Origin of the sequence: Endozoicomonas sp. ALC020 (assembly GCF_049275935.1) — a bacterium.
Lineage (GTDB): Bacteria > Pseudomonadota > Gammaproteobacteria > Pseudomonadales > Endozoicomonadaceae > Endozoicomonas_A.
This window is the reverse complement of record NZ_CP184830.1, coordinates 313,728-335,850: the sequence shown is the minus strand read 5'-3', so window position 1 is coordinate 335,850 and position 22,123 is coordinate 313,728. Positions and strand designations below refer to the sequence as shown.

The following is a 22,123-nucleotide window of genomic DNA, read 5'->3' as shown; positions in this document are numbered from 1 at the left end:
TTTGTAACATCGCAGTTTCTTTTGGCCGGGCGAGGTTTTTAAATGTCTGTCCCGGCCTTCTTTAAAATTTACTGCACTGTCCCTGAATTCTGGAAACCCCATGACCGAGCTGAAAAATGACCGCTTTCTAAGGGCTCTGCTGAGAGAGCCTGTTGATGTCACCCCTGTATGGATGATGCGTCAGGCTGGACGTTATTTGCCCGAATATCGGGAGCTTAGAAGCAGGGCGGGTGATTTTATGTCGCTTTGTATGAATCCTGAAATGGCTTGCGAGGTGACCCTTCAGCCATTGGAGCGTTTTGACCTGGATGCAGCTATTCTGTTTTCGGATATCCTCACCATCCCGGATGCAATGGGTCTGGGATTGTATTTTGAGAAGGGCGAAGGCCCAAGATTTAAAAAAACCGTCCGTAAAGCGGCTGATGTTGAAGCTCTGTCTGTTACTGATCCTGAAAAGGATCTGGGTTATGTCATGGATGCAGTACGAACCATCCGCTCGGAGCTGAATGGACGTGTACCTCTGATTGGTTTTTCCGGCAGCCCATGGACACTGGCTACCTACATGGTTGAAGGGGGAACCAGTAAAGACTTTCGTCGTATCAAAGCGATGATGTTTGATCAGCCTCAGCTATTGTCTCAATTGTTAGGTGTCCTGGCTGATTCTGTGACAAGCTATCTGAACGCTCAGATTAAGGCGGGAGCTCAGGCTGTTCAAATCTTTGATACCTGGGGAGGAGCACTCTCACCAGAGTGCTACAAGGTATTTTCTCTAAAGTACATGGAAAAGATTGTTTCAGGTTTGATCAGAGAACATGAGGGTAGGAAGGTGCCCGTCATTCTGTTTACCAAAAATGGTGGTCAGTGGCTTGAATCTATGGCTGCAACGGGCACTGATGCTCTGGGTCTGGATTGGACGACAGATATTTCTGGTGCACGTCGTCGTGTAGGGGATAAAGTCGCGCTACAGGGCAATATGGATCCATCGGTTCTCTATGCATCACCAGAGCGTATAAGAGAAGAGGTGGCTAAAATTCTTGGAGATTTCGGTCCGGGTGAAGGTCATGTATTCAATCTGGGTCACGGCATTCATCAGTTTGTCGAGCCTGATAGAGCCAAAGTCTTTGTCGATGCGGTTCACGAATTATCAGCTCGATACCACCTACAATAACTGGTTGCATTCTAGCAGCCTGTCGGACTTAAGCGTCCGTAGCGAGGATTGCAAGAAATTGAGGATAAAAATCTCTGTTTCTGAGGAGAATAGCGAGCTATTTGACGAAGAAACAGAGATTTTTAGACCAATTTATTGCAACCGCAGTAGGACAGTCTTAAGTCCGACAGGCTGCTAGGAGGCTGACCGAGAATAGACTGCCCTACTGCGGCGGCAGCAAATTGGTCTGAAAATCCGCTTTTGTTCGTCAAATAGCTCGCTATTCTCCTCACAAAACCGAATTTTCATCCTCAATTTTCTGCCGTCCTCGCTACGGGCGCTATTCTCGGTCAGCCTCCTAGGTCTGATGTTATCTGACATCAGGCTGTTTTATTCTCATCTTGACGGAGTTCTTTCTCCCAATACTTGTGATAGTGTCTTCTGGAGTGTTTTGTATTCAGCCGGTTTGGTCAGGAATCTACTGATTCCCAGTCGCTCTGCACGCTGTTTTCCGGGTGGGTTTGTGGCGCCCGTGAGCATGATGATTCCCGGGATTTCTATCTGACTTTCTTCCTGAAGCCTCTCTAACATCTGGATGCCATTCATACCAGGCATATGGTGATCAAGGATGATCACGTCGAAGTCTCTTCCCAAATAGGCTTCGTTGCGTATCATTGCCAGTGCTTCCCGACCGTCTTCAGCATCCAGAGTATTGATACCCATCAGGGCACATTGTTGGGCCAGAACCTGTCTACAGGTTTTATTGTCATCAACAATGAGTGCTTTGACATTTTTGTCATAGAAAAGTGGTTGTTCATCCCGATGAATGACATCTGTTGTTTGTTCCTTATGTGGAATAGCAAACCAGATGTGCGTGCTGCCTTGGTTCATGATGCCGAAGTGTCCCGACAAGGCCTCAATTAATTGGATGGTAATGTAAAGTTGCATGCTAATGTCGGCCTGTCGTTTCGCTTCAGAGTAGCTCAGTTCATTGGTGTTCTCTGGCAGGTTCAGGACTTGTTGTCCCTGACTGTACCTGATCTGATAAAGAATGTAGCCGTCTTTACTCTGTTGTTGGCTTTTCGGCTCTGAGCCAGGTAGCTGAGAGGTCTGATTGACAGAAATCATGACTTCACTGTTTTTAATATGGCGGAAGATATGAATCAGGGTACTTTCCAAAATGAGTGATAACTGACGTGTATCTGTTTCACTGATATCCGGGACATCAGGGTGTACAAAGCTGATCAGCTCAGTATTTAGTTGTTCTGCCCGTAAACGGAATTTAAAGAGGCAGTCGTTCAGAAATTCATTGATATCGTAGGGTTTAATATCAGGGCTGGCTTCGTTTTGCTCAAGTTTCCATGCTTCAGAAAGCAGGTTAATCAGGTTGCTGAGCTCATTGCCTGCATATCTCAGGGTTTCAACATAGTTTTCCTGTTTGGGGGTCAGCTGTGTACTCTGGAGTAGTTCAGACATTCCCAGTACGCCATTCAGAGGTGTTCTCAGTTCATGACCCATTGCGTTGAAAAGATCATTATCTTTTGCCATCTGGGATTTGGGTGCCGGGCTGAGAGATGGATTCTTTGAAAGTCCTGATTCAGTTCGCAAATGCCTCTGGCTGGCAAAATAAAAGCTGAAGGCAAGAATGTTTATCGAGGTCGCTTGAAGCAGTATCCAGGTGGCAGCTATGGGGTTGTGATTGGTAACGCCCAGGATAGCTAGAGAGGTCACCAGGTGGATAATCGCATAAGGGGTGGAAAGCCAGGCAGGAATCTTCAGTGCACCGGGTACTCTGATGAACAGACTGCAATACCAGAAGACCTGAGTCGTCAGCAGGTTGATCATCAGGCTGTGTTCCAGAGATGCAAAGGTACCCGTTAAAGCAAGAATCAGTAATGATGCCGAGATGATAGAAAGTATGTTAAAGCAGTAGATAAGGTTGACATTGTTTCCCGTCAAGCTGATGCGAGCTATCTGACTGATCAGAATGGTTCCAACGATCAGTGAGGCGTTCATCATCAGGTTCTGCAGCCAACCTGCTCCGAGCTCGCTGATATTGAACAATCCCTGCCAGCTTATCAAAAACATTGAGCCCATCAAGCCGAAGCCAGCCAAGAAGATATAGGCCTTCTTGTGATAATTAAACCAGTTAATGGCATTCATAATCATTGTTGCGATAAATAGGGCTAGCAGCCAGCCAGTTTGCCAGTGTACAAATGCCTGATCACTGAGAAATGCTCTGGGAGACTTTAGATAGGCAAGTAAGCTGCCTGCGGCGGCTGCGGGTATCTCAATAAACACATCCAGTTTCTTATCTGCATAGGGCGTCAGATTATAGAGATAAATATTACTGTTTGGCTGTCGTTTATTTGGAAGTTGCTTGTAATACTTTGGGCCTGAAATATAGACATTAAGTGATACGCCGGGTGGTGGTTGAAGCCAGAGGATGGGCACAGGCTTAACGTTGACGTCCTCAGGCAGTGATATCTTGATCCAGGCCGTGCCTTTTTGGCTGGTCAAGTAGAGACTTTCTTTCTGCCAGGGAGCAAAACGAAACAGGTAATTCAGATCATTGATTTGATTCAGCTCAAGGGAGCTTTCCGGATCAATGAAAATGCTTGAGAATGGCTCGAGATTGATAGAAACCTTACCAGGCTGCTGATCAGTGACCTTTTCAGCACTGAATGCTTGTGCACCAAAGGCAGCCAGAAACAGCAGTAAGACTACATTAATCCAGAATCCAACCCTGATGGAGAGTCGTGACACTGACTCTTCACCTGAGGGTGGATGGGGGGCAATGGATAACAGGCGGTTGAATACAACTCTCATAATATTTATTGAAAATTCCATTTTTCCATTGTTGTTGAGTATACCCTAAGCTGCCCTGCGAAAAAGTGAAATTGTTGCAATTTTATATAACTTTACTTTGAAAGTTATTTTGCTTTCGGGATAACTGCTTTATGAATTTTTATTCTATTAGTCGGTGGACGTTTATTTGAGTGGGTTAAGCTGAGATCAGCTGAGGGAGCGGTCATCCTGTCCGCTCCATCTGAAAAGTATCAAGTGCTCAATGCTCTCTGGCTATGGCGCGATAGCCAATGTCAGTCCTGAAATAAGCATTATTCCACTGAATCTTTGAGCAAGCCTGATAGGCTTTGTTCTGTGCCTCTTTAACGCTGCTGCCCAGGGCGGTGACACACAGTACGCGACCGCCATGGGTCACTATTTGTTCTCCACTGAGCTGTGTGCCGGCATGAAACACTTTGCAGTCTGTTGAGTTGGCTTCGTCAATGCCAGTGATGATGTTGCCTTTGTGGTATTTCTCAGGGTAGCCACCTGCGGCCATAACAACCCCCAGTGCTGTTCGTTCATCCCAGCGGGCTTCCACCTGATCCAGCTTAGCTGTTGCACCGGCGAGACAAAGTTCAGTGAGACTGGATTGAAGGCGCATCATAATGGGTTGTGTTTCAGGGTCACCAAAACGACAGTTGAATTCCAGTACTTTGGGCGTGCCTTTGTCGTCAATCATCAGGCCTGCGTACAAAAAACCCTTGTAGGTGTTGCCTTCGGCGGCCATGCCTTCCACGGTGGGAATGATCACTTCCTGCATGGCGCGCTCGTGAATACGTTGAGTCACTACCGGTGCAGGAGAGTAAGCACCCATACCACCCGTGTTAGGGCCTTTGTCACCGTTATCTCTGGCCTTATGGTCCTGGCTGGTAACCAGTGGCAAAATGTTTTTACCATCAACCATAACAATAAAGCTGGCTTCTTCGCCTTGAAGGAATTCTTCAATAACCACCCGGTGCCCCGCTTCACCAAAGGCGTTGCCAGCCAGCATGTCATCAATGGCAGCAAATGCCTGCTCTTCTGTGTCAGCAAGAATGACGCCTTTGCCAGCGGCCAGTCCGTCCGCCTTTACGACAATGGGGGCACCTTTCTCGCGGACGTAGGCTTTGGCCTGATCAATGTCAGTGAAGTTTTGATAGTCAGCAGTAGGAATTTTGTGACGAGCCAGGAAGTCTTTGCTGAAAGCCTTTGAACCTTCGAGCTGAGCGGCGCCTTGTGAGGGGCCGAAGATGATGAGATTGGCTTCTTCAAAGCGGTCAACGACACCGGCCACTAAAGGGGCTTCGGGGCCAACAATGGTCAGGTCGATGTTTTCTTTAACGGTGAATTCAACCAGTTTATCGAGTTCAAGTACATCAATGCTGATGTTGGTGATTCCTGGCTCAAGAGCCGTCCCTGCGTTTCCAGGCGCTACAAAAACCTGCTCTACGTTGTTGTCCTGAGCTACTTTCCAGGCGAGCGCATGTTCGCGTCCGCCACTGCCGATGATGAGTACTTTCATAGGTTGCCTGTCCCCGGGAAGTCTGGTGGTGAATAACCAGTGTTTGTCATTGGTCGTAAAGCGAGTGAAAAAAGAGACACATTAAATGCCTCTTACCAGCGATCAGTGGCGGAAATGCCTGACGCCAGTGAATACCATGGCAATGCCAGCCTCGTTGGCAGCATCAATCACTTCCTGATCTCTCATGGAGCCGCCTGGCTGGATGACAGCGGTAACTCCGGCACTGGCGGCCGCATCAATGCCATCTCTGAATGGGAAGAAGGCGTCTGATGCCATCACAGACCCACGGACTTCCAGGTTTTCATCAGCGGCTTTGATGCCAGCAATGCGGGCACTGTATACCCGGCTCATCTGACCTGCACCAATACCAATGGTTTGATGATCTCTGGCGTAAACAATCGCGTTTGACTTAACAAATTTACCCACTTTCCAGGCGAACTGCAGGTCGCTCAGTTCTGCTTCAGTGGGAGCTCTCTCTGTCACTGATTTCAGTTCCTGAACGCTGGTTACCCTGATGTCACCGTCTTGAATCAGCAGTCCGCCATTGACTCGTTTGAAATCCAGAAAATGCCCGGCAGTTTCTGGCAGGGTGCCGCAGCACAGCAGGCGGATATTCTTTTTGTTCTGAAGAATGGTTTCTGCTTCGCCGTCGATTTCCGGCGCTATGATGACTTCTACAAACTGACGATCAATGATGGCTTTGGCAGTGACTGCATCGAGTTTTCTGTTAAAGGCTATGATGCCACCAAAGGCGGATGTAGGGTCGGTTGTGTAGGCTCTGTTATAGGCCTCCAGGATGTCGGTGCCGATGGCTACGCCACATGGATTGGCGTGTTTGACGATGACGCAGGCTGGAGCTTCAAAGGCCTTGACACACTCCAGAGCCGCATCGGTGTCAGCAATGTTATTGAAAGAGAGTGCCTTGCCCTGAATCTTTCGAGCACTGGAAACGGTACCTGCAGGAGCAGGTTCTTCTACATAGAAGGCGGCTTTCTGATGAGGGTTCTCGCCATAACGCATGTCCTGGACTTTCTTGTACTGACGGTTAAAGGTGCGAGGAAAGGCTTCTGGTTCGTCCTTGTTGCCTGTTAATGTTCCGAGGTAGTTGGCAATTGCGCCATCGTAATGAGCAGTATGTTCAAAGGCCTTTACAGCAAGGTCAAAGCGAGTCGCTGCAGAGACAGAACCATTGTTTTCATCCAGCTCAGAGAGTACCTGGGTGTAGTCTTCTGCGTTGACAACAATAGTGGTGTCCCTGTGGTTCTTGGCAGCAGCACGAACCATGGTAGGACCACCAATATCAATGTTCTCAATAGCCATCTCCAGGGTGCAATCTTCGCGGCTCACTGTCTGTTCGAAAGGGTAGAGGTTGACAACAACCAGATCGATTGGGTCGATACCGTGTTCGCTCATGACGGCTTCATCCTGACCGGAGCGACCGAGAATGCCTCCGTGAACTTTGGGGTGCAGGGTTTTGACTCTGCCGTCCATCATTTCCGGAAAGCCTGTGTAACTGGAGATTTCCACAGCGGGAATATCGTGCTCAACCAGCAGTTTGTAGGTGCCGCCCGTGGATAGGATTTCTACTGAGCGCTGGTGCAGTGCCCGGGCAAATTCAACTATGCCGGTTTTGTTTGAGACACTGATCAGGGCTCTTCGAAGAGGTGGCTGTTCGAAATCGTTTGCCATCGTTCCTTTACTCACTGAAAAATCGTTGCCTGAAAAGCTGACTGATTCTAGCTGGATTTGTCCTGCTTCGCAGCATCCGATTCTCGGGAATAGAGGGAAATACAGAAATAATGCTACCACCCCAGGCTGATATGAGGGTTATTACTGACCTGTTATTCTTCGAAAAGATACGGGATTTGTCTTTGCGCAGGTTGTAAAGGCAAGGGGGGCGCATAAAGTCGTATTCACGTCAGATGGCATAATACGACTTTAAGGCGGGGATTAGAGCAGGTCGTATTGCTTGAGTTTCTTTCTCAGTGTGCCACGGTTCAGCCCAAGCAGGACAGAGGCCCTGGTCTGGTTACCCTTGACGTAAGCCATAACCGTTTCCAGAAGGGGGGCTTCTACTTCAGAAAGGACCATCTGGTAAACATCAGTCACTTCCTGACCATCCAGATGGCTAAAGTAGTTGTTCATTGCTTTTTCAACGCTGTCGCGGAGTGTCTGTGTTTCACTCTCGATAGGGCTGGTCAATGCCTGTCCATTAACAGAGGGTTCGTCAGTAATAATATGGGATGCCGTCATGCTGCAATATCCTTGTGATGACTTAAGGTTTGAAAATACTCCAGTATGCAGTTTTCTTGTTCTTCTGCAGACTCCAGTCTGTTGAATCGTTTGCGAAGACTGGCGCCTGATGGACTGGCCTGCAAATACCAGCCAACGTGTTTTCTGGCGATGCGCACACCCTGGACTTCACCGTAAAACTCGTGAAGCGCAGCAAGGTGACCTGTTAAAATGGACTGAATCTCTTTGTTTTCGGGCGCTGGCAGGTGTTCACCCTGTTCAAGAAAGTGGTTAATCTCTCTGAATATCCAGGGTTTCCCCTGGGCTGCACGGCCCACCATAATCGCGTCTGCGCCTGTGACATCCAGTACCGTTTTTGCTTTCTCGGGAGAGGTAATATCGCCATTGGCAATCACTGGAATTTCCAGGGATTCACAAATCCGGGCAATGGTCTCGTATTCGGCCTCACCTTTGTACATACACTGACGGGTTCTGCCATGAATGGCCAGAGCGGTTATACCGCAGTCCTGTGCCATTAAGGCAATGTCGAGGCCGTTTCTGTTTTCGGGGCACCAGCCGGTACGTGTCTTGAGGGTGACCGGGATATCAACCGCCTGAACCACCGACTTCAGTATTTGCTCTACCAGTTCAGGTTCTCTCATCAGAGCAGAGCCAGCCGCTTTGTTACAGACTTTTTTGGCAGGGCAGCCCATGTTGATATCAATGATCTGGGCGCCTCGTTCCTGGTTCAGGCGAGCCGCGATGGCCATTTGCTCCGGGTCACTGCCTGCAATCTGAACAGAACGAGGTTCGAATTCTTCAGCGTGATGGTCCATTCTCAGTCGGGACTTCCGGGTGTTCCAGAGTTTTGGGTTGCTGGTCACCATTTCTGAGACGGCCATACCCGCCCCCATTCTCAAGCACAGCTGCCTGAATGGGCGGTCTGTTACTCCGGCCATAGGGGCCAGGATAACCGGGCTTTGAATAGCGTATGGACCAATCTTCAACAAGGTGATTTGCCTCAATCCAGCGTTAGTAGTGCCCAGAGTGCGATAAAACCGTCTCAAGTGATTTAAATCGCTGCTCGGAATTATGAAAAAAGCAAGAGGCTGATCTTGCGGAGTTTTCAACTATTTATTTGTACGACTTTCAGCGTCTCTGTTCAGGAGATCAGGCAGGCGTAGCCGGGTATAATACTCTGTACAATTTTTAGACGAAAGAGGGTTCTGTTGTTGGCTCTCACTGGAATAGCACTTATCTTCAGGAGCAGTTATTACCACGTAGCAGTGTCCTGTTGCGAAATATATCCTTGCCAAGGGCGTTGTATAGTGACTTTTTCGGGAAAAACCGCAAGTAATAACTTAAGTGATCTGATTGCTTTTTTGATCTGGGTCAAGCACTTATTGCAATTTCTTGAGTTGGTTTTCGAGATGCCTTCGTCGGTAAAACACCAGATAAGCAAGGTTTACAGGTTTTTTTAACTTTAATCAGCGCTGTTTGACAGGTAAAAAGCGCAATTGATAGTTGGTGGCTCCATTGCCGGGGTCAACGATTTCCATGCTGAGCCTTACGGGTTGTCCGCTGGGTATCTCTCTGGAACCGGCCAGGGCTCCGCCCAGATATTCTTTGGGGCGAAAACGTCTGCTGGCTACGGGCTGTCCGTTAATGTCACTAAATGTTAATTCAAGCCGAGGCCAGGGTTGTGGGAATGTGGCTTCATTGATAATCACTGAGTCTACAACCAGTCCTTCGCTTTGCAGAGGGTGGCTGCGGATATGCAGTTGCAGGCTCTTAATGGCGTTGATGTTTACCAATGCAGGAAGAGAGCACTTCAGGTATCGGCAACTAAAAGTATATGCTGGTCTCAATCGCGGGTCGAGTGAAAGCTGATCTCTGTTGAACCAGGCGTATTGCCCTGCAAGAGTGATAGAGAAAATCAGGATTAGAGTGAGCCAGCCAGCAATTTTCAGGGAACTTCGTCCCGGTTCTTCATCAACTTCAACGTGCTCATTGTCCAGAGTGTCGAGAAAAGAGTGGAAGGGGGCCTCTTCTTCAGAAGGTGGTTCGATAGCTTTTATTGAACTGGCTTCAGGCTTGCTGTTTTGGGCAGCATTTTGTTCTGCTGTTTTGTCGGGCTGGCTCGATTGTTTTTTATAAGGTTTGATCTGCGGCTTCATCTGGAGTGGCTTTTCTGGAGCAGCGTCTGCGGACATGTTTGATTGGGCATCAAACACCTCGAGACAGGAACCGCAACGAACGGAGCCACCGGCAGCTCGTAATTGTGCCTGGGTCACTTTAAAGGAGGTCTGGCATTTTGGGCAGCGGGTGATTCGAGAGCTGGTCATGAAGCCTGCATGGGATACTGTCTTGATTGAGTGGGGATTATTAGATCAAAGAGCTGCAAAGGATGTCTACTGTCCAAAAGATAAAATCTCCCGGACAGCAGCCTGAAATGAGCCTAGCAGCCTGTCGGACTTAAGCGTCCGTAGCGAGGATTGCAAGAAATTGAGGATAAAAATCTCTGTTTCTGAGGAGAATAGCGAGCTATTTGACGAAGAAACAGGGATTTTTAGACCAATTTATTGCAACCGCAGTAGGACAGTCTTAAGTCCGACAGGCTGCTAGTATCGAAAAATGCCGCGTTTTTTTAGTTGTCACTTTCGGGTTCCGGTCACCAGAATCCAGTCTTCATGGTGCATAGCAGGCTCTAGTTCGAACCATTGAGAGTAGGTGCTGACGATAATGTCTTGCTGTTCAGAAAGGATACCCGACAGAGCGATCTTCCCGCCGTTGTCGAGATAGCTCGCCAGTGTCGGTGCCAATTCTACCAGTGGGCCAGCGAGTATGTTGGCGATCACAACGTCTGCTGTATCCTTTGGAGCCTGATCCGGCAAATAAACTTTCAGTTTTTCCGGGGCGATCTTGTTCCTTTCGGCGTTATCTATAGTTGCTTCCAGTGCCTGAGGGTCAAGATCGACCCCGGTTACGGTTTTAGCACCCAGTAATAATGCTGCAATCGCCAGTATTCCAGATCCACACCCGTAATCGATAACCGACTGATTTTCTAAGCTTTCCTGTTTTTCCAGCCACTCCAGACACAGAGCTGTGGTTGGATGAGTGCCTGTTCCAAAAGCAAGACCCGGGTCAAGCATCAGGTTAATGGCATCAGGTTCCGGAATCTCTTTCCAGCTGGGGCAGACCCAGAGTTTTGTACCAAATTGCATGGGCACAAAGTGGGTCATCCATTCTCTTTCCCAATCCTTGTCTTCGACAATTTCAACCTTGTGGTCAGGAAATGGGCTTTGCTGGTATTGAGTCTGTATGTGCTCTACTACGGCGTCCATATCTTTATGGGCATCGAAGAGTCCAATGACCACGGTATGTTGCCACAGCGGGGTGCTGCCTGGCTCGGGCTCGAACAGGGGCTGATCTTTACCGTCCTGAAGGGTTACGGCACTGGCTCCGGCTTCCAGAAGCAGGTCTTCCAGTTCTTCAGCATGATCGGAAGAGGTGTCTAGTTTGATTTGTATCCAGGGCATGGGTATGGGCTTACAGATTGGGGTGAATGGCAGAATAAGTTTCCTGTCGGGTCCGTCTCATTCTAGCTGATTGAGGAAGTGGGACAAGAGTTAATAAAGTAGAAGAGGGAGGAGGCTCTCTGAAAGCAGTTTTCAGAGAGCTTTGGAAGCAGGATCAGGCATCTTCAAGCTTCTTCTCCAGATAATGGATGCTAACGCCTCCTTTCTGGAAGTTTTTGTCCTTCACCAGCTCCTGGTGCAGTGGGATATTTGTACGAATGCCATCTACAACCGCTTCATCCAATGCATTTCTCATTCTTAACAGAGCGGTTTCACGATCTGGACCATAGGTGATGATCTTGGCTATCAGTGAATCATAGTAGGGAGGAATGCTGTAGCCACTGTAAAGATGAGAATCTACCCGAACACCATTACCGCCAGGAGAGTGGAACTGGTTGACCAGACCCGGAGAAGGCATAAAGGTTTTTGGGTCTTCGGCATTGATACGACATTCAAAAGCATGGCCCTGAAGTTCAACTTCTTCCTGGGAGATGCTCAAAGGCAGACCACTGGCAATGCGAATCTGTTCTCTGACAATATCCACGCCGGAAATCATTTCTGTTACAGGGTGTTCAACCTGCACACGAGTGTTCATCTCAATGAAGTAGAACTTGCCATCTTCATACAGAAATTCGAAAGTACCTGCACCGGTATAACCAATTTCTATACAGGCCTTGGTACAGGCTGCTGCTACCGTGGCTCTGGCATCCTGATCAATGTCAGGTGCAGGCGCTTCTTCAATGACTTTCTGGTGGCGTCGCTGCAAAGAGCAGTCACGATCCCCCAGATGAATAGCATTGCCGTGGCTGTCTGACAGTACCTGGAATTCAACGTGACGAGGATTTCCCAGGAATTTCTCCAGATAGACCACGTCGTTATTGAAGGCTGCTTTGGCTTCAGACTGGGTTAAGTTGATGGCATTGAGAAGATCGGATTCGCTGTGAACGACTCGCATCCCTCGACCACCGCCACCACCTGATGCTTTGATAATGACCGGGTAACCAATGCGGCGGGCAATGTCCAGTGTGCGTTCATCATCTTCTGTGATGGGGCCGTCAGAGCCTGGAACGGTTGGAACGCCGGCTTTTTTCATGGCGGCAATGGCAGATACCTTATCACCCATCAGGCGAATAACGTCTGGTTTGGGACCAATAAAGGTGAACCCGCTGCGTTCTACTTGTTCGGCAAAATCGGCATTTTCTGAGAGAAAGCCGTAGCCAGGGTGAATACCATTGGCATCAGTCACTTCTGCAGCGCTGATAATAGCCGGGATATTCAGGTAGCTTTCAGCAGGGCTGTTGGGACCAATGCAGACAGACTCGTCAGCCAGACGCACGTGCATGAGGCTTTCATCAGCCTTGGAGTGCACGGCTACGGTTTTGATGCCGAGTTCTTTACAGGCCCGCAATACCCTAAGGGCTATTTCGCCCCGGTTGGCGATTACGATTTTATCCAGCATGGCATCTGTCTCAGGCAATAATGAACAGGGGCTGGTCGTATTCAACGGGTTGACCGTTTTCAACCAGAATGGCTTCGATGGTGCCTGACTTGTCGGCCTTGATCTGGTTCATCATTTTCATGGCTTCGACAATGCAGAGAACATCACCTTCTTTAACTTGCTGACCCAGCTCAACAAAAACCGGTGAGCTGGGTGAAGATGCTGTGTAGAAAGTACCGACCATTGGCGATTTTACATGGTGACCTGACAGCTGAGGTCTGGTTTCAGCCGCCGGGGCTGCTGCCGGAGCTTCAGGTACAGCTGCCACAGGCGCTGAAGCTGAAACTGCAGCAGGAATAACCTGAGGAGCAGCGAGTGAGGCTACCGGAGCATTCCGGGAATAACGGCTGATACGAACAGATTCTTCACCCTCGTGAATTTCCAACTCGTCAATTCCAGACTCTTCCAGCAGCTCAATGAGCTTTTTTACTTTTCGGATGTCCATCGTTAATCTCAAATGCTGTTGGACAGGGAGAAACTGCCCCGTGGTTAATAGGATGTTTATGGGTGCACTCAATCATGCAGCCCTGATTGTTTTAATGTGAAAATCATTTCATTCCCGAAGAGAGAAGAAGTGATTTTCTGCACTCGGCTTCTTAGCTTTATGAGAAGTTGGCTTTTCAGAAGAACATTCTGAATATGCAATCAGTCACGAGTAGCCTCTATGACTTCTGACTGAGCAGGTCAATGGCATAGGCCAGACCAAACTCATAGCCTTTGGGTCCGAGTCCAGCGATTACGCCTTCTGCGACATCACTGAAATAGGAATGATGTCGGAAAGCCTCCCGTCGATGGATATTGGACAAGTGAACTTCAACAAAGGGAATGGCAACACCCAGCAGGGCATCTCTGATAGCAACACTGGTATGAGTGTAAGCCCCAGGATTAATAATGATGAAATTAACCCGTTCTTCAGAAGCTTTATGAATCCGTTCTATGAGTTCATGCTCAGCGTTGCTTTGGAAGCAACTGAGCTGGTGACCAGCCATTTGAGCCTGTTGGGTCAGAATATAATCGATTTGTTCCAGTGTGGTGGCACCATACACGCCGGGCTCTCTGGTTCCCAGCAAGTTCAGATTGGGGCCATTAAGAACAAGTATTGTTGCCATCTGTATCCTCTCATGTTGGCTTTTATTGTGCCGCAATGCATTCAAAGGGTCTAGTTCGTGCGTGTTACTGAACGTTAAAGACAGTTACCAAGCATTTCAAAGCCATATAAGCCCAGAACGATGATGTTAGATCCAGATTTATGGAGAAAGCGTCTGATTCAGTTTTTTCTGGAGTTCAGAGGAGGTAATCTCTCCCAGAGAGCGAAGTTCACTCCGCTCCTGACCATAGGTGTTGAAAAATAGCAGAGAAGGTGGGCCAAACAATTGATAATTGTTTAGCCAGATGAGTTGTTCGGGGGTGTTGGCGGTTATATCAAATTTGATGAAATGCCAGTTGCCTGGGCTGACTTTGGCAATAGCTTCAGGAAAAACGTTTCTTTCCATAACCTTGCAGGAAATGCACCAGTCTGCATAAACATCAATCATCGCGGCTTTGCCACTCTTCCTGGCCATTTCCAGCTGGGCCAAAAGCGCTTTAACCGTTGTCACTGTTTGAAAGGAATACCCTGCTGAAAGGTTTTCAGCGGGCTGGCTGTTTCTGCCAAGAGGTTGTAATGGGTCGTTCTGACCTTGAGCTGCTCCGATGATCAGCAGAGTGCCATAGATCAGGAGAACGAGGCCGAGCGCCTGAAAAAATAAAGCGGCTCCGGCTTTCTTGCTGAAGTCCATAGCGCCAAGACAGACAGCACCACCAAGTGCCAGTGTTCCCCAGAGAAAGAGCGTGAGTGGTGCTGGAATAACCCTCTCCAGCATCCAGATGGCAACGCCAAGCAGCAGGAAGCCAAAGCAGCGTTTGACATTTTCCATCCAACCGCCTGCTTTTGGTAGCAGGCTCTTGCCACCCAGACCAATCAATAGGAGTGGCAGCCCCATTCCCAGGCCAAGAGCCAGCAGGGAGAGTCCGCCAATGAGTGCGTCACCTGTTGAGCTGATGTAAATCAGTGCGCCTGCCAAGGGTGCTGAGACACACGGCGATACCACCAGGGCTGATAAAACCCCCATGACGGCTGCACCTGAAAGACTTCCTGACTTCTGAGGTTGTTTGTTCAGACGATCCCTGAGCTTTTCCGGAAGCTGGAGTTCATAAAAACCAAACATGCTCAGAGCCAGAATAACGAAGAGAATGGCAAAGGGGATCAATAGCCAGGGTGATTGAAGTTTTGCCTGCAGGTTCAGGCTCGCCCCGAAAAGCCCCATCAAAGTGCCAGCCAGAGCGAAGGTGATCGACATACTGAGCACATAAATGATGGAAAGAGTGAGCGTTCTTTTTCTACTGGCTCCCTTTGCTGCAGCGCCTACCAGCAGACTGGAGAGAATAGGAATCATCGGGAGTACACAGGGGGTGAAGGCCAGCCCCAGCCCCGCCAGTAAAAACAGCAGAAGTGTAACAGGAAGGTTCTTGTCGACAAAGGATTCCGGGATACTCTGATCCTTGCCGTCATCCGGCGCCTTTTCAGAAGACCTGACCCGATCAGTACTGGAGACATGGGGGTTTGGCAGAGTAATAGTAAGAGTCTGTGGCGGATAGCAAAGGCCCGCATCAGCACAGCCCTGAAACCTTATCTGGAATTGGGGCTCGGCTTCAGAACTCTTGACAGGAATTTTAACAGTGACATTTTTTGGAAAGACCTCCATGTCCTGTTCAAAGTTAATGTCGTACTTTTGTTTGCCTTTTGGAAATATTGGCTCACCAAGCAGGGTAGTGCTTTCATCACTGGAAAAGCTGAATCGATCCTTGTAAAGATAATGTTCTGGTGTTATCAGAAAGTGCAGGAGCAGTGTGTTGTTTTCGATCTCTGCTTCCAGCTGAAACGCCTCTTCAACTGGCAAAAATTGCTGCGTCCCGGAGCCCAGTAGTGCGCTTAAATCAGCAGAAGCACCACTGGAAAAAGCCCAGGTAAAAAGAATAATGAAAAAGGTGCTGAGGTAAGATTTTTGATTGCTTATGAATAGCTGAACCATGTAAAACCAACTGTTCCTGTTTCTGGTTCTTTAATTGTGAAGTGAAATGGCCGGGATGCAAGCTCCCGAGTCCGCTAATGGTGCTGGAGATAACATCTCCAGCACCATCAAAGGATTAATAAACCACTTATGAAAATAGTTTACTGCGTTAATTCCTTCAGCCTTTGTAGTTTGCTGCAGACTTTTTGATGACCTCAAAGGCAGCTTCTTTGCCTTCCCAGCCTTCGATCTTGACCCACTTTCCGGGTTCCAGATCTTTGTAGTTCTCGAAGAAATGCTCGATTTGCTTCAGCAGTAGTTCTGGCAGATCAGAGTATTCCTGTACATCGTTGTATAATGCAGACAGCTTCTCATGGGGGACTGCAATCAGTTTTTCGTCCTGACCACTTTCGTCTGACATGTTCAGCATGCCGACCGCACGGCAGCGGATGACTGAACCCGGAACAACAGGGTAAGGCGTCACTACCAGAACGTCCAGAGGATCACCATCGTCCGCCAGAGTCTGGGGAATGTAACCATAGTTGGCAGGGTAGAACATGGGGGTAGCCATGAAACGGTCTACCATCAGAGCATCGACATCCTTATCAATTTCATACTTGATGGGTGACGCATTGGCCGGAATTTCGATGGCAACATAGATATCTTCAGGCAGACTCTTACCTGCCGGGATATTTGCATAGCTCATGTGTATACCTTTGCCTTATTTCGATTACAGAGGTAAATGGATGGAAAGCTGGTCATTATAGAGTTCCCGAAGGGAGTTGTCTCCGTTCTGGACAAGACTTTATGAAGTATGTTCCTTTGGCAACTGGACATTGTTCGAAAAAGAGTAGAATACTGTAAGGGTCATATTGCTCCTGACTGCTCAGAATAACCGGAGAGGTTTTATGAGATCAATCAAAGTTAAAGACTGCATGACACCTCAGGTGATCACTATTCCACCAACTATGGAAGTGGTTGAGGCCATACGAATACTGCTCCACAACGATATTACGGCCGTACCGGTTGTCGATGAGAGTGGGGGCGTGGTCGGTATCCTCTCAGAAACCGACTGTCTCCAGGGAACATTGATGGGAGGGTATTTTTCCCAGGAAGGGAGTCTTGTGGGAGAAAGTATGACCCGGGAAGTCCTCACCGTATCACCCTTCGACAATATCATTACTGCGTACGAACACTTTATGAAAGCCCACGCTTTCAGGGTCCCCGTTGTTGACGACGGTGCTCTGGTCGGAATGCTCAGTCCTAAGGATGTCATGTCAGCGGTGTTGGAATTTTATGAAACACCAGCTAAACAAAAAGCTGTGTAAGTCGTCCTGCTCTCTCACCTGAAGCCTTATTTATTCTCTTTGAGTATTAAATTTTCCTGCCAAAGCGATAGTTCATCTAAGCTTTATTGAAGTACATGACGAACTTTTGGAAGAAGGTTTATGGAAGGGAGAACGACGGGAGTCGAAACTCAAACTACATCACCTGTTGATTTGGTGCCACCAGAGCATAAGACTGATGAATCGGGCCGGTTGGGTCCCAGAAATGTAACCGGAACGCCGGGAAGGAGTCTCATTGGGGGGCGTGGTTCTGAAGTTTCGAGCCCAGCGCCAGAGAGTATACACTCACGTACTGCCAGTGTCCGTAAAGATTTGCCAGCGCTGACGGATTCAAAGCTGAAAGATTCCATGGAAGATGATGAAGCTTCTCAAATATTGAATTCGCTGCAAGCCTCCAGAAAGTCTTCCAGAACCAGCCCTCCCGAACTTTCCGGACTTTATGAATCATCTACAGCATCTGATCCGCACAGTGATGAAAGTGCTCAGCTTCACGAAGAACCCGGGCAAACATCTCCGGGTGAGCATGGGGACAGTCCAGCCCCTGACGCGAATGATGAATCCATTTCACCAACAGCGACTTCACCTTCTGCGCAACCCCACGTGTCTGTCAGCTCATCCGATGATCCTGATGTGCAAAGCAGAAAAGAAGCATTCAAGAATCAGCTTCAGCCCAAGCTTGGTTTTTTCGATAAACACAAAAAAGAGTCAACGGTCACTGCAGTGGGTGGTGTTCTGGTGGGCATAGGTGCACTCGCAAGCATTGCTTTTCCCCCAGCAGGACTTTGTATATACGCTTGTGGAATAATGATGTTGAGTATGGGCCTCACCGAGATCATGGCTGCTCCGGGTGATGTTCCGGTTAACCCGCCTGAACCGAAGCCTGATAAGCCTGAGCCAAAACCTGATGAGTCTAAATCCAAGCCGGTTGAAAACAATGTCGATGATGGCAAGTTCGTGGCTGTTCGCAAACCCATTCTGGAAGCCCTCACTCAGGGCGATGGCCCGATTCCTGTCAGGGAAGATGGTTCTCTGGATGAAGACGAAGCCAAAAAAAGGCTAAGGAAGTTTGCTCAGCAGAGCGGGATTAATGGAGACCCCGAGGCGCTTTTAGAGCAAGTTTCTTCAGGGATGCAAGCAGGCTTGCCTCTCTCAGAAGTGATTTCAGAGGCTATTGCCGATGTATTGAGTAGAGATAAGAATTTTGATCCCCGCGATAATGAATTCAAATCGGTCACAAACGCTATTTTGAGTGCGGCAGAAGCTATGATGAATGCCACATCAGCCACTGAGAGAGAGCAGGCTCTGGCTGATTTTCTGTCGAAAATGAAAGAGATGCTGCCCAGAATGAGCGATGCTTCCCTGGGTCAGCTGATGGCCATGACCCAGGGAGCGCTGGCCAGTCCCGGCACAGAACAAGCCAGAGAAATATTGACTCATGTCCTGAAGTTGCTCGAAGCAGAAAAAGCCGAGCGTTTGTTAAAACAGCAGAGCCTGGCTGCATTTGGGGCTTCTGCAGGGGTCTCTGATGCGGTGCCAGAACCTCCTCTACCTCCTCCACCTCCACCTCCACCTCCTCCTCCTGTAGCTCTTAAGTCTGGAAAACCGACAACACCTCTACAGTCCTCTGCCTCTGGAACAGGCGCTTCAGAGGCCTTTGATCCGACTATTTCACAAAATCAAGTCCACCTTCGAGTGCTTTCTTTTGAACTGGACACTTTGAACAGGGCCGATCGTCTTGGTGTCAGTGACAGAAATGACTTTCTGAACGCCGCGAAGGAGGTGCTCGAAAAACCCAGAGGAAAAAGGATCACGGGAGCAGAGTTCCTGGATGAGCTTGAAAGACATACCGGAGACAGGTTTAGTAATGTGATCGACAAAATGAGAGATAAAAATCATTTCAAATAGTTCTTAATTTATGTTGTTGATGAAATTTTCACATTGAAGTCATGTACTAAATTAATACTAATGTGATTTGCTCAGGGCGGCAGGGAGCCAATTTATGACTGATTCCACACCGGCAGTGGATAATAAGGGGGGAGTAACACTCACTGGCACGCGGGGGTCTGTTCATCTTACTGATGCCAAAAGAGACTCACTCAGAGCTGCGGGTTTCAGTGATGCACAGATTGATGCTTTATTATCACTGGCCGACCCTGATGATCAGGGGAATTCCCTGACACCCACTCACTTTTATACCGTTGATAAGTCGACACTCAACTCTCTTCAGTACTCAGGCAAACTCACGGATGCTGCGAGGCAGCTGGTCTATGTCCAGACACCCGTCTCGCTTCTGAATCAGGTCAGTAATCCGAGCAATTGGCAGGGAGATAATTATATTGGCCCGGGTGCAGCTTCTGTAAATGCCTATTTGAATGGAGAGCCTGTCGATTTTTCCAAGCCCAGTCTGGATGCCTTGGTGATGTCAGTTCTAACGGCCAGGGCGGAAATCATAGAGGTTCAACTCAGAGATCAGATTCAATCGATTCAGGACAAGAACGCCCAGTTGGAAGTAGCAAACGACTGGTTAGCCAAAGCCAAAGCTAAAAAAGCTGACGCCGGTACATCGGGCACAACAACCTTTAGTCAGGAGTACAAGGACTTTTGGGACAGCCTTGGCGCGAAGTACCAGAGTGGTACTAATCACAATTCAGCTGACTGGGAAGTTAATATCGAAGGTTTGAAGACCAAAATTGAAGCTTTGACCAGTCAATCCCAGCTGGAAACAACCAAGCTACAGCAGACTATAAATAAATATAACCAAAGCTTTGAAATGCTTTCTAACTTTGTCAACAAATACTATCAGTCACTCAGTACGATTATTCAGAACCTACGGTGAATCATGGAGGATCCCGCTGTGAATGAAGAAGCCAAGATGAATGAAGGTGAAGAACTTGATGATATGCTTCTCGAGTTCTTTGGTAAGGGCGGAACCTTCAAAGACCTCAAAAATATGAGCGATGATGCCATGGAAGCCATATACAGCGTCGCTTATAACCTTTATCAGGGGGGCAAGTACGACGAGGCGCAAAAGGTCTTTCAGTTTCTCTGTTTCTATGATCACTTCAATCGAAAATACTTTATGGGTCTCGGTGCCTGCCAGCAAATGATGAAGCAGTATGAAAATGCTATTGAAATCTTCACTTTTGCCACTGTACTGGATGCCGACGACCCCAAGCCCATGCTCTACATCGGAGACTGTCATCTGGCAATGGGTGACAACGAAAAAGCAAAAATGTCATACGAAACAGCCATTGAATGGGCTGGAAATGCGGCTGCTTTTGAGGAAGAAAAACAGAGAGCCGAAAGCATGCTGGAAAACCTGAGCAGTTAAGGGAAGAGGTGAAAGGATGTCTTCAATCGGTCAGGGGCCTGCCCCTACAGAGCAAACCGGAAATATTCATCAGGCTTCTTATAATGCTGTTGATAATGAGGAAAATCCGGTTCAGCGAGGTTTTAGTAACCAGAACAGTTACTCAAGAACGGAAGGTGGAGAAGCCCCTAAAGCACAGATCAATGCTCCAGTCCTGGATGCGCCTTCAGCAAATGCTGAGTCTGAAAAGGCTACCGCAGAAGTGTTGAAGCATCAGGAAGGGCAGGCAACAGACAAGTCGGCAAAAGGCCCGAGGTCGCCAGGTGAGGTGGTTCAGGAACACAGTAACCTTCCCATCAGAAAGCAGACAAACCATCTTCAGAGTAAGAGCAATGAACTTGAAAGTATGGGGTTCAGCAAATCCCAAATCAATGGGATGCTGGCTGTGGCTGATCCCAAAGATTCTGAAAACGCTCTTGCTCCCATGCACTCTGCCACTGCCAGATTGAAAGATATGGAGGCCCGGGGTGGCGATCCCAAGCTGAATACACTGTTTAATACTTTCGAAGATGTCATGGTTCGTTTCTCTGCCATCAAAGAAATTCCGGATGATTTGAAAGCTGAGCTGAAGAAGGATCTCGATACATTTACCAAAGCAGCTCTCAACGCTGAAAGGCCCCTTGATATAGACTCCGCTACCACGATGCTGGTTCAGATCCAGTCAAAGTTGCAGAACGAGCGACTCCGCTTTGACCAGGAAAGTATCAAGATAGGTCAGGTCGCTGCAGAGCAACGCAGTAGCAATATCATCAGCAAAATTCGTGAATCCATTGCAAAAGTCGAAGAATCGAAAAAATCCCAAAGGGTAGGGAAGATTTTCAATTATATCGCGCTGGCATTCATGGCGATTGCCACCGTCGCTTTGGCTGTTGCGGGAGTTCTTACCGGTGGTGCTTTGAGTATTGTTGCCGCGAGTCTGATGGTTGCAGCGACAGGTCTTATGATCACCATGACGGTTTCATCAGAAACCAACAACTTTATGATGAAAATTTTTGACGGCCTTGCCAGTGACGAAGACGCTGAGCAAGATACCAAAATTGGTGCGACGGTCTTTTGGGCTGTCATTATGATCGCACTTTCCGCAGGCGCAGCTGTCGCAGGTGGCTTTGCCGGTGCCGGTGGAGCCGCTGCCAGTACAGCTTCATCAAGTACCGCAGCAGGGTCTTCAACCGCTGCAACGGTGACGGCGACAGGCGCTAACACGGCTGCAACCACATCCGCTGCTGTTGCAAAAAAAATCGCGATCGTGACCAAGTTAGGACAGACAGCCCAGTTGATAGGGGGCGCCGGTCAGATTGCTTCGGGTGGTGCTGATATCGGAACCACTGTTTACAAATATCAGGCAGACATATTCAGGGCAGAAGCGCTTGAAGAAAAAGCCGAAATGGTCAGGATCCAGAAGGCCATAGATGATGCTATGGAAGGTTTGGAGAAGGCTATCCAGGAACTCCAGAATGGCTACTCCACAGCCGCCAGCATCATTAAAGCGAATCATGAAACCAAGACAACACTTGCGCGCAACCTGCGTGCCTGAGTCTCAAGGAGGTAGAT

Annotated in this window: 18 protein-coding genes; 6 read left to right on the top strand and 12 right to left on the bottom strand. The window is 48.4% G+C overall.

Features of this window, described 5'->3' with window-relative positions:
- Positions 1-100 precede the first annotated feature (100 nt).
- Positions 101-1,168: a uroporphyrinogen decarboxylase gene (gene hemE, locus ACOJUO_RS01280; RefSeq protein WP_422134895.1), complete on the top strand. Its 1,068-nt coding sequence runs from the start codon at positions 101-103 to the stop codon at positions 1,166-1,168.
- 375 nt (positions 1,169-1,543) lie between these two features.
- Here the strand turns inward: hemE and ACOJUO_RS01275 are convergent, their stop codons facing one another.
- From ACOJUO_RS01275 to ppa, 12 genes are all read right to left on the bottom strand, one after another.
- Entirely contained in the window at positions 1,544-3,976 is a 2,433-nt protein-coding gene (locus tag ACOJUO_RS01275; RefSeq protein ID WP_422138708.1) for a response regulator, read from the bottom strand.
- A 238-nt stretch (positions 3,977-4,214) separates the two neighbouring features.
- Positions 4,215-5,498 (bottom strand): phosphoribosylamine--glycine ligase, encoded by a 1,284-nt coding sequence (gene purD, locus ACOJUO_RS01270; protein WP_422138707.1) that lies wholly within the window; start codon positions 5,496-5,498, stop codon positions 4,215-4,217.
- A 102-nt stretch (positions 5,499-5,600) separates the two neighbouring features.
- Positions 5,601-7,187 (bottom strand): bifunctional phosphoribosylaminoimidazolecarboxamide formyltransferase/IMP cyclohydrolase, encoded by a 1,587-nt coding sequence (gene purH / locus ACOJUO_RS01265; protein ID WP_422134892.1) that lies wholly within the window; start codon positions 7,185-7,187, stop codon positions 5,601-5,603.
- A 261-nt stretch (positions 7,188-7,448) separates the two neighbouring features.
- Positions 7,449-7,751, bottom strand: a complete 303-nt coding sequence (gene fis, locus ACOJUO_RS01260; RefSeq protein WP_422134891.1) for a DNA-binding transcriptional regulator Fis — start codon at positions 7,749-7,751, stop codon at positions 7,449-7,451.
- Positions 7,748-8,746, bottom strand: coding sequence for a tRNA dihydrouridine synthase DusB (gene dusB / locus ACOJUO_RS01255; protein ID WP_422137135.1), 999 nt, complete (start codon positions 8,744-8,746; stop codon positions 7,748-7,750). The genes fis and dusB overlap by 4 nt, the downstream gene beginning before the upstream one ends.
- A 471-nt stretch (positions 8,747-9,217) precedes the next feature.
- Complete coding sequence (locus tag ACOJUO_RS01250) at positions 9,218-10,075, bottom strand: DUF3426 domain-containing protein (protein WP_422134890.1); 858 nt, start codon at positions 10,073-10,075, stop codon at positions 9,218-9,220.
- Positions 10,076-10,384: 309 nt separating this feature from the next.
- Positions 10,385-11,269 carry a 50S ribosomal protein L11 methyltransferase gene (gene prmA / locus ACOJUO_RS01245; RefSeq protein WP_422134889.1) on the bottom strand — a complete coding sequence of 295 codons (885 nt, stop codon included), beginning with the start codon at positions 11,267-11,269 and terminating at the stop codon, positions 10,385-10,387.
- 154 nt (positions 11,270-11,423) lie between these two features.
- Complete coding sequence (gene accC / locus ACOJUO_RS01240; RefSeq protein ID WP_422140101.1) at positions 11,424-12,767, bottom strand: acetyl-CoA carboxylase biotin carboxylase subunit; 1,344 nt, start codon at positions 12,765-12,767, stop codon at positions 11,424-11,426.
- A 10-nt stretch (positions 12,768-12,777) separates the two neighbouring features.
- Positions 12,778-13,251: an acetyl-CoA carboxylase biotin carboxyl carrier protein gene (accB, locus tag ACOJUO_RS01235; protein WP_422138706.1), complete on the bottom strand. Its 474-nt coding sequence runs from the start codon at positions 13,249-13,251 to the stop codon at positions 12,778-12,780.
- Positions 13,252-13,468: 217 nt separating this feature from the next.
- Positions 13,469-13,915: a type II 3-dehydroquinate dehydratase gene (gene aroQ, locus ACOJUO_RS01230; protein WP_422134887.1), complete on the bottom strand. Its 447-nt coding sequence runs from the start codon at positions 13,913-13,915 to the stop codon at positions 13,469-13,471.
- A gap of 138 nt (positions 13,916-14,053) precedes the next feature.
- Positions 14,054-15,877: a protein-disulfide reductase DsbD gene (gene dsbD / locus ACOJUO_RS01225; RefSeq protein WP_422138705.1), complete on the bottom strand. Its 1,824-nt coding sequence runs from the start codon at positions 15,875-15,877 to the stop codon at positions 14,054-14,056.
- A gap of 157 nt (positions 15,878-16,034) precedes the next feature.
- Positions 16,035-16,562: an inorganic diphosphatase gene (gene ppa, locus ACOJUO_RS01220; RefSeq protein WP_422134885.1), complete on the bottom strand. Its 528-nt coding sequence runs from the start codon at positions 16,560-16,562 to the stop codon at positions 16,035-16,037.
- A 202-nt stretch (positions 16,563-16,764) separates the two neighbouring features.
- Here ppa and ACOJUO_RS01215 point away from each other — a divergent pair, with 202 nt between their 5' ends.
- The 5 genes from ACOJUO_RS01215 to sctE all read left to right on the top strand — a co-directional run bounded on the left by ACOJUO_RS01215 (position 16,765) and on the right by sctE (position 22,106).
- Positions 16,765-17,184 carry a CBS domain-containing protein gene (locus tag ACOJUO_RS01215; RefSeq protein ID WP_317145470.1) on the top strand — a complete coding sequence of 140 codons (420 nt, stop codon included), beginning with the start codon at positions 16,765-16,767 and terminating at the stop codon, positions 17,182-17,184.
- 120 nt (positions 17,185-17,304) lie between these two features.
- Positions 17,305-19,107 carry a hypothetical protein gene (locus ACOJUO_RS01210; RefSeq protein WP_422138704.1) on the top strand — a complete coding sequence of 601 codons (1,803 nt, stop codon included), beginning with the start codon at positions 17,305-17,307 and terminating at the stop codon, positions 19,105-19,107.
- A 94-nt stretch (positions 19,108-19,201) separates the two neighbouring features.
- On the top strand, positions 19,202-20,038 hold the full coding sequence (locus tag ACOJUO_RS01205) for a hypothetical protein (protein WP_422134883.1): 837 nt from the start codon (positions 19,202-19,204) through the stop codon (positions 20,036-20,038).
- Between the two features lie 18 nt (positions 20,039-20,056).
- Positions 20,057-20,533, top strand: coding sequence for a SycD/LcrH family type III secretion system chaperone (locus tag ACOJUO_RS01200; RefSeq protein ID WP_422134882.1), 477 nt, complete (start codon positions 20,057-20,059; stop codon positions 20,531-20,533).
- Positions 20,534-20,549: 16 nt separating this feature from the next.
- The gene (sctE, locus tag ACOJUO_RS01195; protein WP_422134881.1) at positions 20,550-22,106 is read left to right on the top strand and encodes a type III secretion system translocon subunit SctE; all 1,557 of its coding nucleotides are present in this window, start codon (positions 20,550-20,552) and stop codon (positions 22,104-22,106) included.
- Positions 22,107-22,123 lie beyond the last annotated feature (17 nt).

Coding starts and splice junctions, on each gene's coding strand:
- hemE (WP_422134895.1), top strand. CDS start 101: ATGACCGAGCTGAAAAATGACCGCTTTCTAAGGGCTCTGCTGAGAGAG.
- ACOJUO_RS01275 (WP_422138708.1), bottom strand. CDS start 3,976: ATGAGAGTTGTATTCAACCGCCTGTTATCCATTGCCCCCCATCCACCC.
- purD (WP_422138707.1), bottom strand. CDS start 5,498: ATGAAAGTACTCATCATCGGCAGTGGCGGACGCGAACATGCGCTCGCC.
- purH (WP_422134892.1), bottom strand. CDS start 7,187: ATGGCAAACGATTTCGAACAGCCACCTCTTCGAAGAGCCCTGATCAGT.
- fis (WP_422134891.1), bottom strand. CDS start 7,751: ATGACGGCATCCCATATTATTACTGACGAACCCTCTGTTAATGGACAG.
- ACOJUO_RS01250 (WP_422134890.1), bottom strand. CDS start 10,075: ATGACCAGCTCTCGAATCACCCGCTGCCCAAAATGCCAGACCTCCTTT.
- prmA (WP_422134889.1), bottom strand. CDS start 11,269: ATGCCCTGGATACAAATCAAACTAGACACCTCTTCCGATCATGCTGAA.
- accC (WP_422140101.1), bottom strand. CDS start 12,767: ATGCTGGATAAAATCGTAATCGCCAACCGGGGCGAAATAGCCCTTAGG.
- accB (WP_422138706.1), bottom strand. CDS start 13,251: ATGGACATCCGAAAAGTAAAAAAGCTCATTGAGCTGCTGGAAGAGTCT.
- aroQ (WP_422134887.1), bottom strand. CDS start 13,915: ATGGCAACAATACTTGTTCTTAATGGCCCCAATCTGAACTTGCTGGGA.
- dsbD (WP_422138705.1), bottom strand. CDS start 15,877: ATGGTTCAGCTATTCATAAGCAATCAAAAATCTTACCTCAGCACCTTT.
- ppa (WP_422134885.1), bottom strand. CDS start 16,562: ATGAGCTATGCAAATATCCCGGCAGGTAAGAGTCTGCCTGAAGATATC.
- ACOJUO_RS01215 (WP_317145470.1), top strand. CDS start 16,765: ATGAGATCAATCAAAGTTAAAGACTGCATGACACCTCAGGTGATCACT.
- ACOJUO_RS01210 (WP_422138704.1), top strand. CDS start 17,305: ATGGAAGGGAGAACGACGGGAGTCGAAACTCAAACTACATCACCTGTT.
- ACOJUO_RS01205 (WP_422134883.1), top strand. CDS start 19,202: ATGACTGATTCCACACCGGCAGTGGATAATAAGGGGGGAGTAACACTC.
- sctE (WP_422134881.1), top strand. CDS start 20,550: ATGTCTTCAATCGGTCAGGGGCCTGCCCCTACAGAGCAAACCGGAAAT.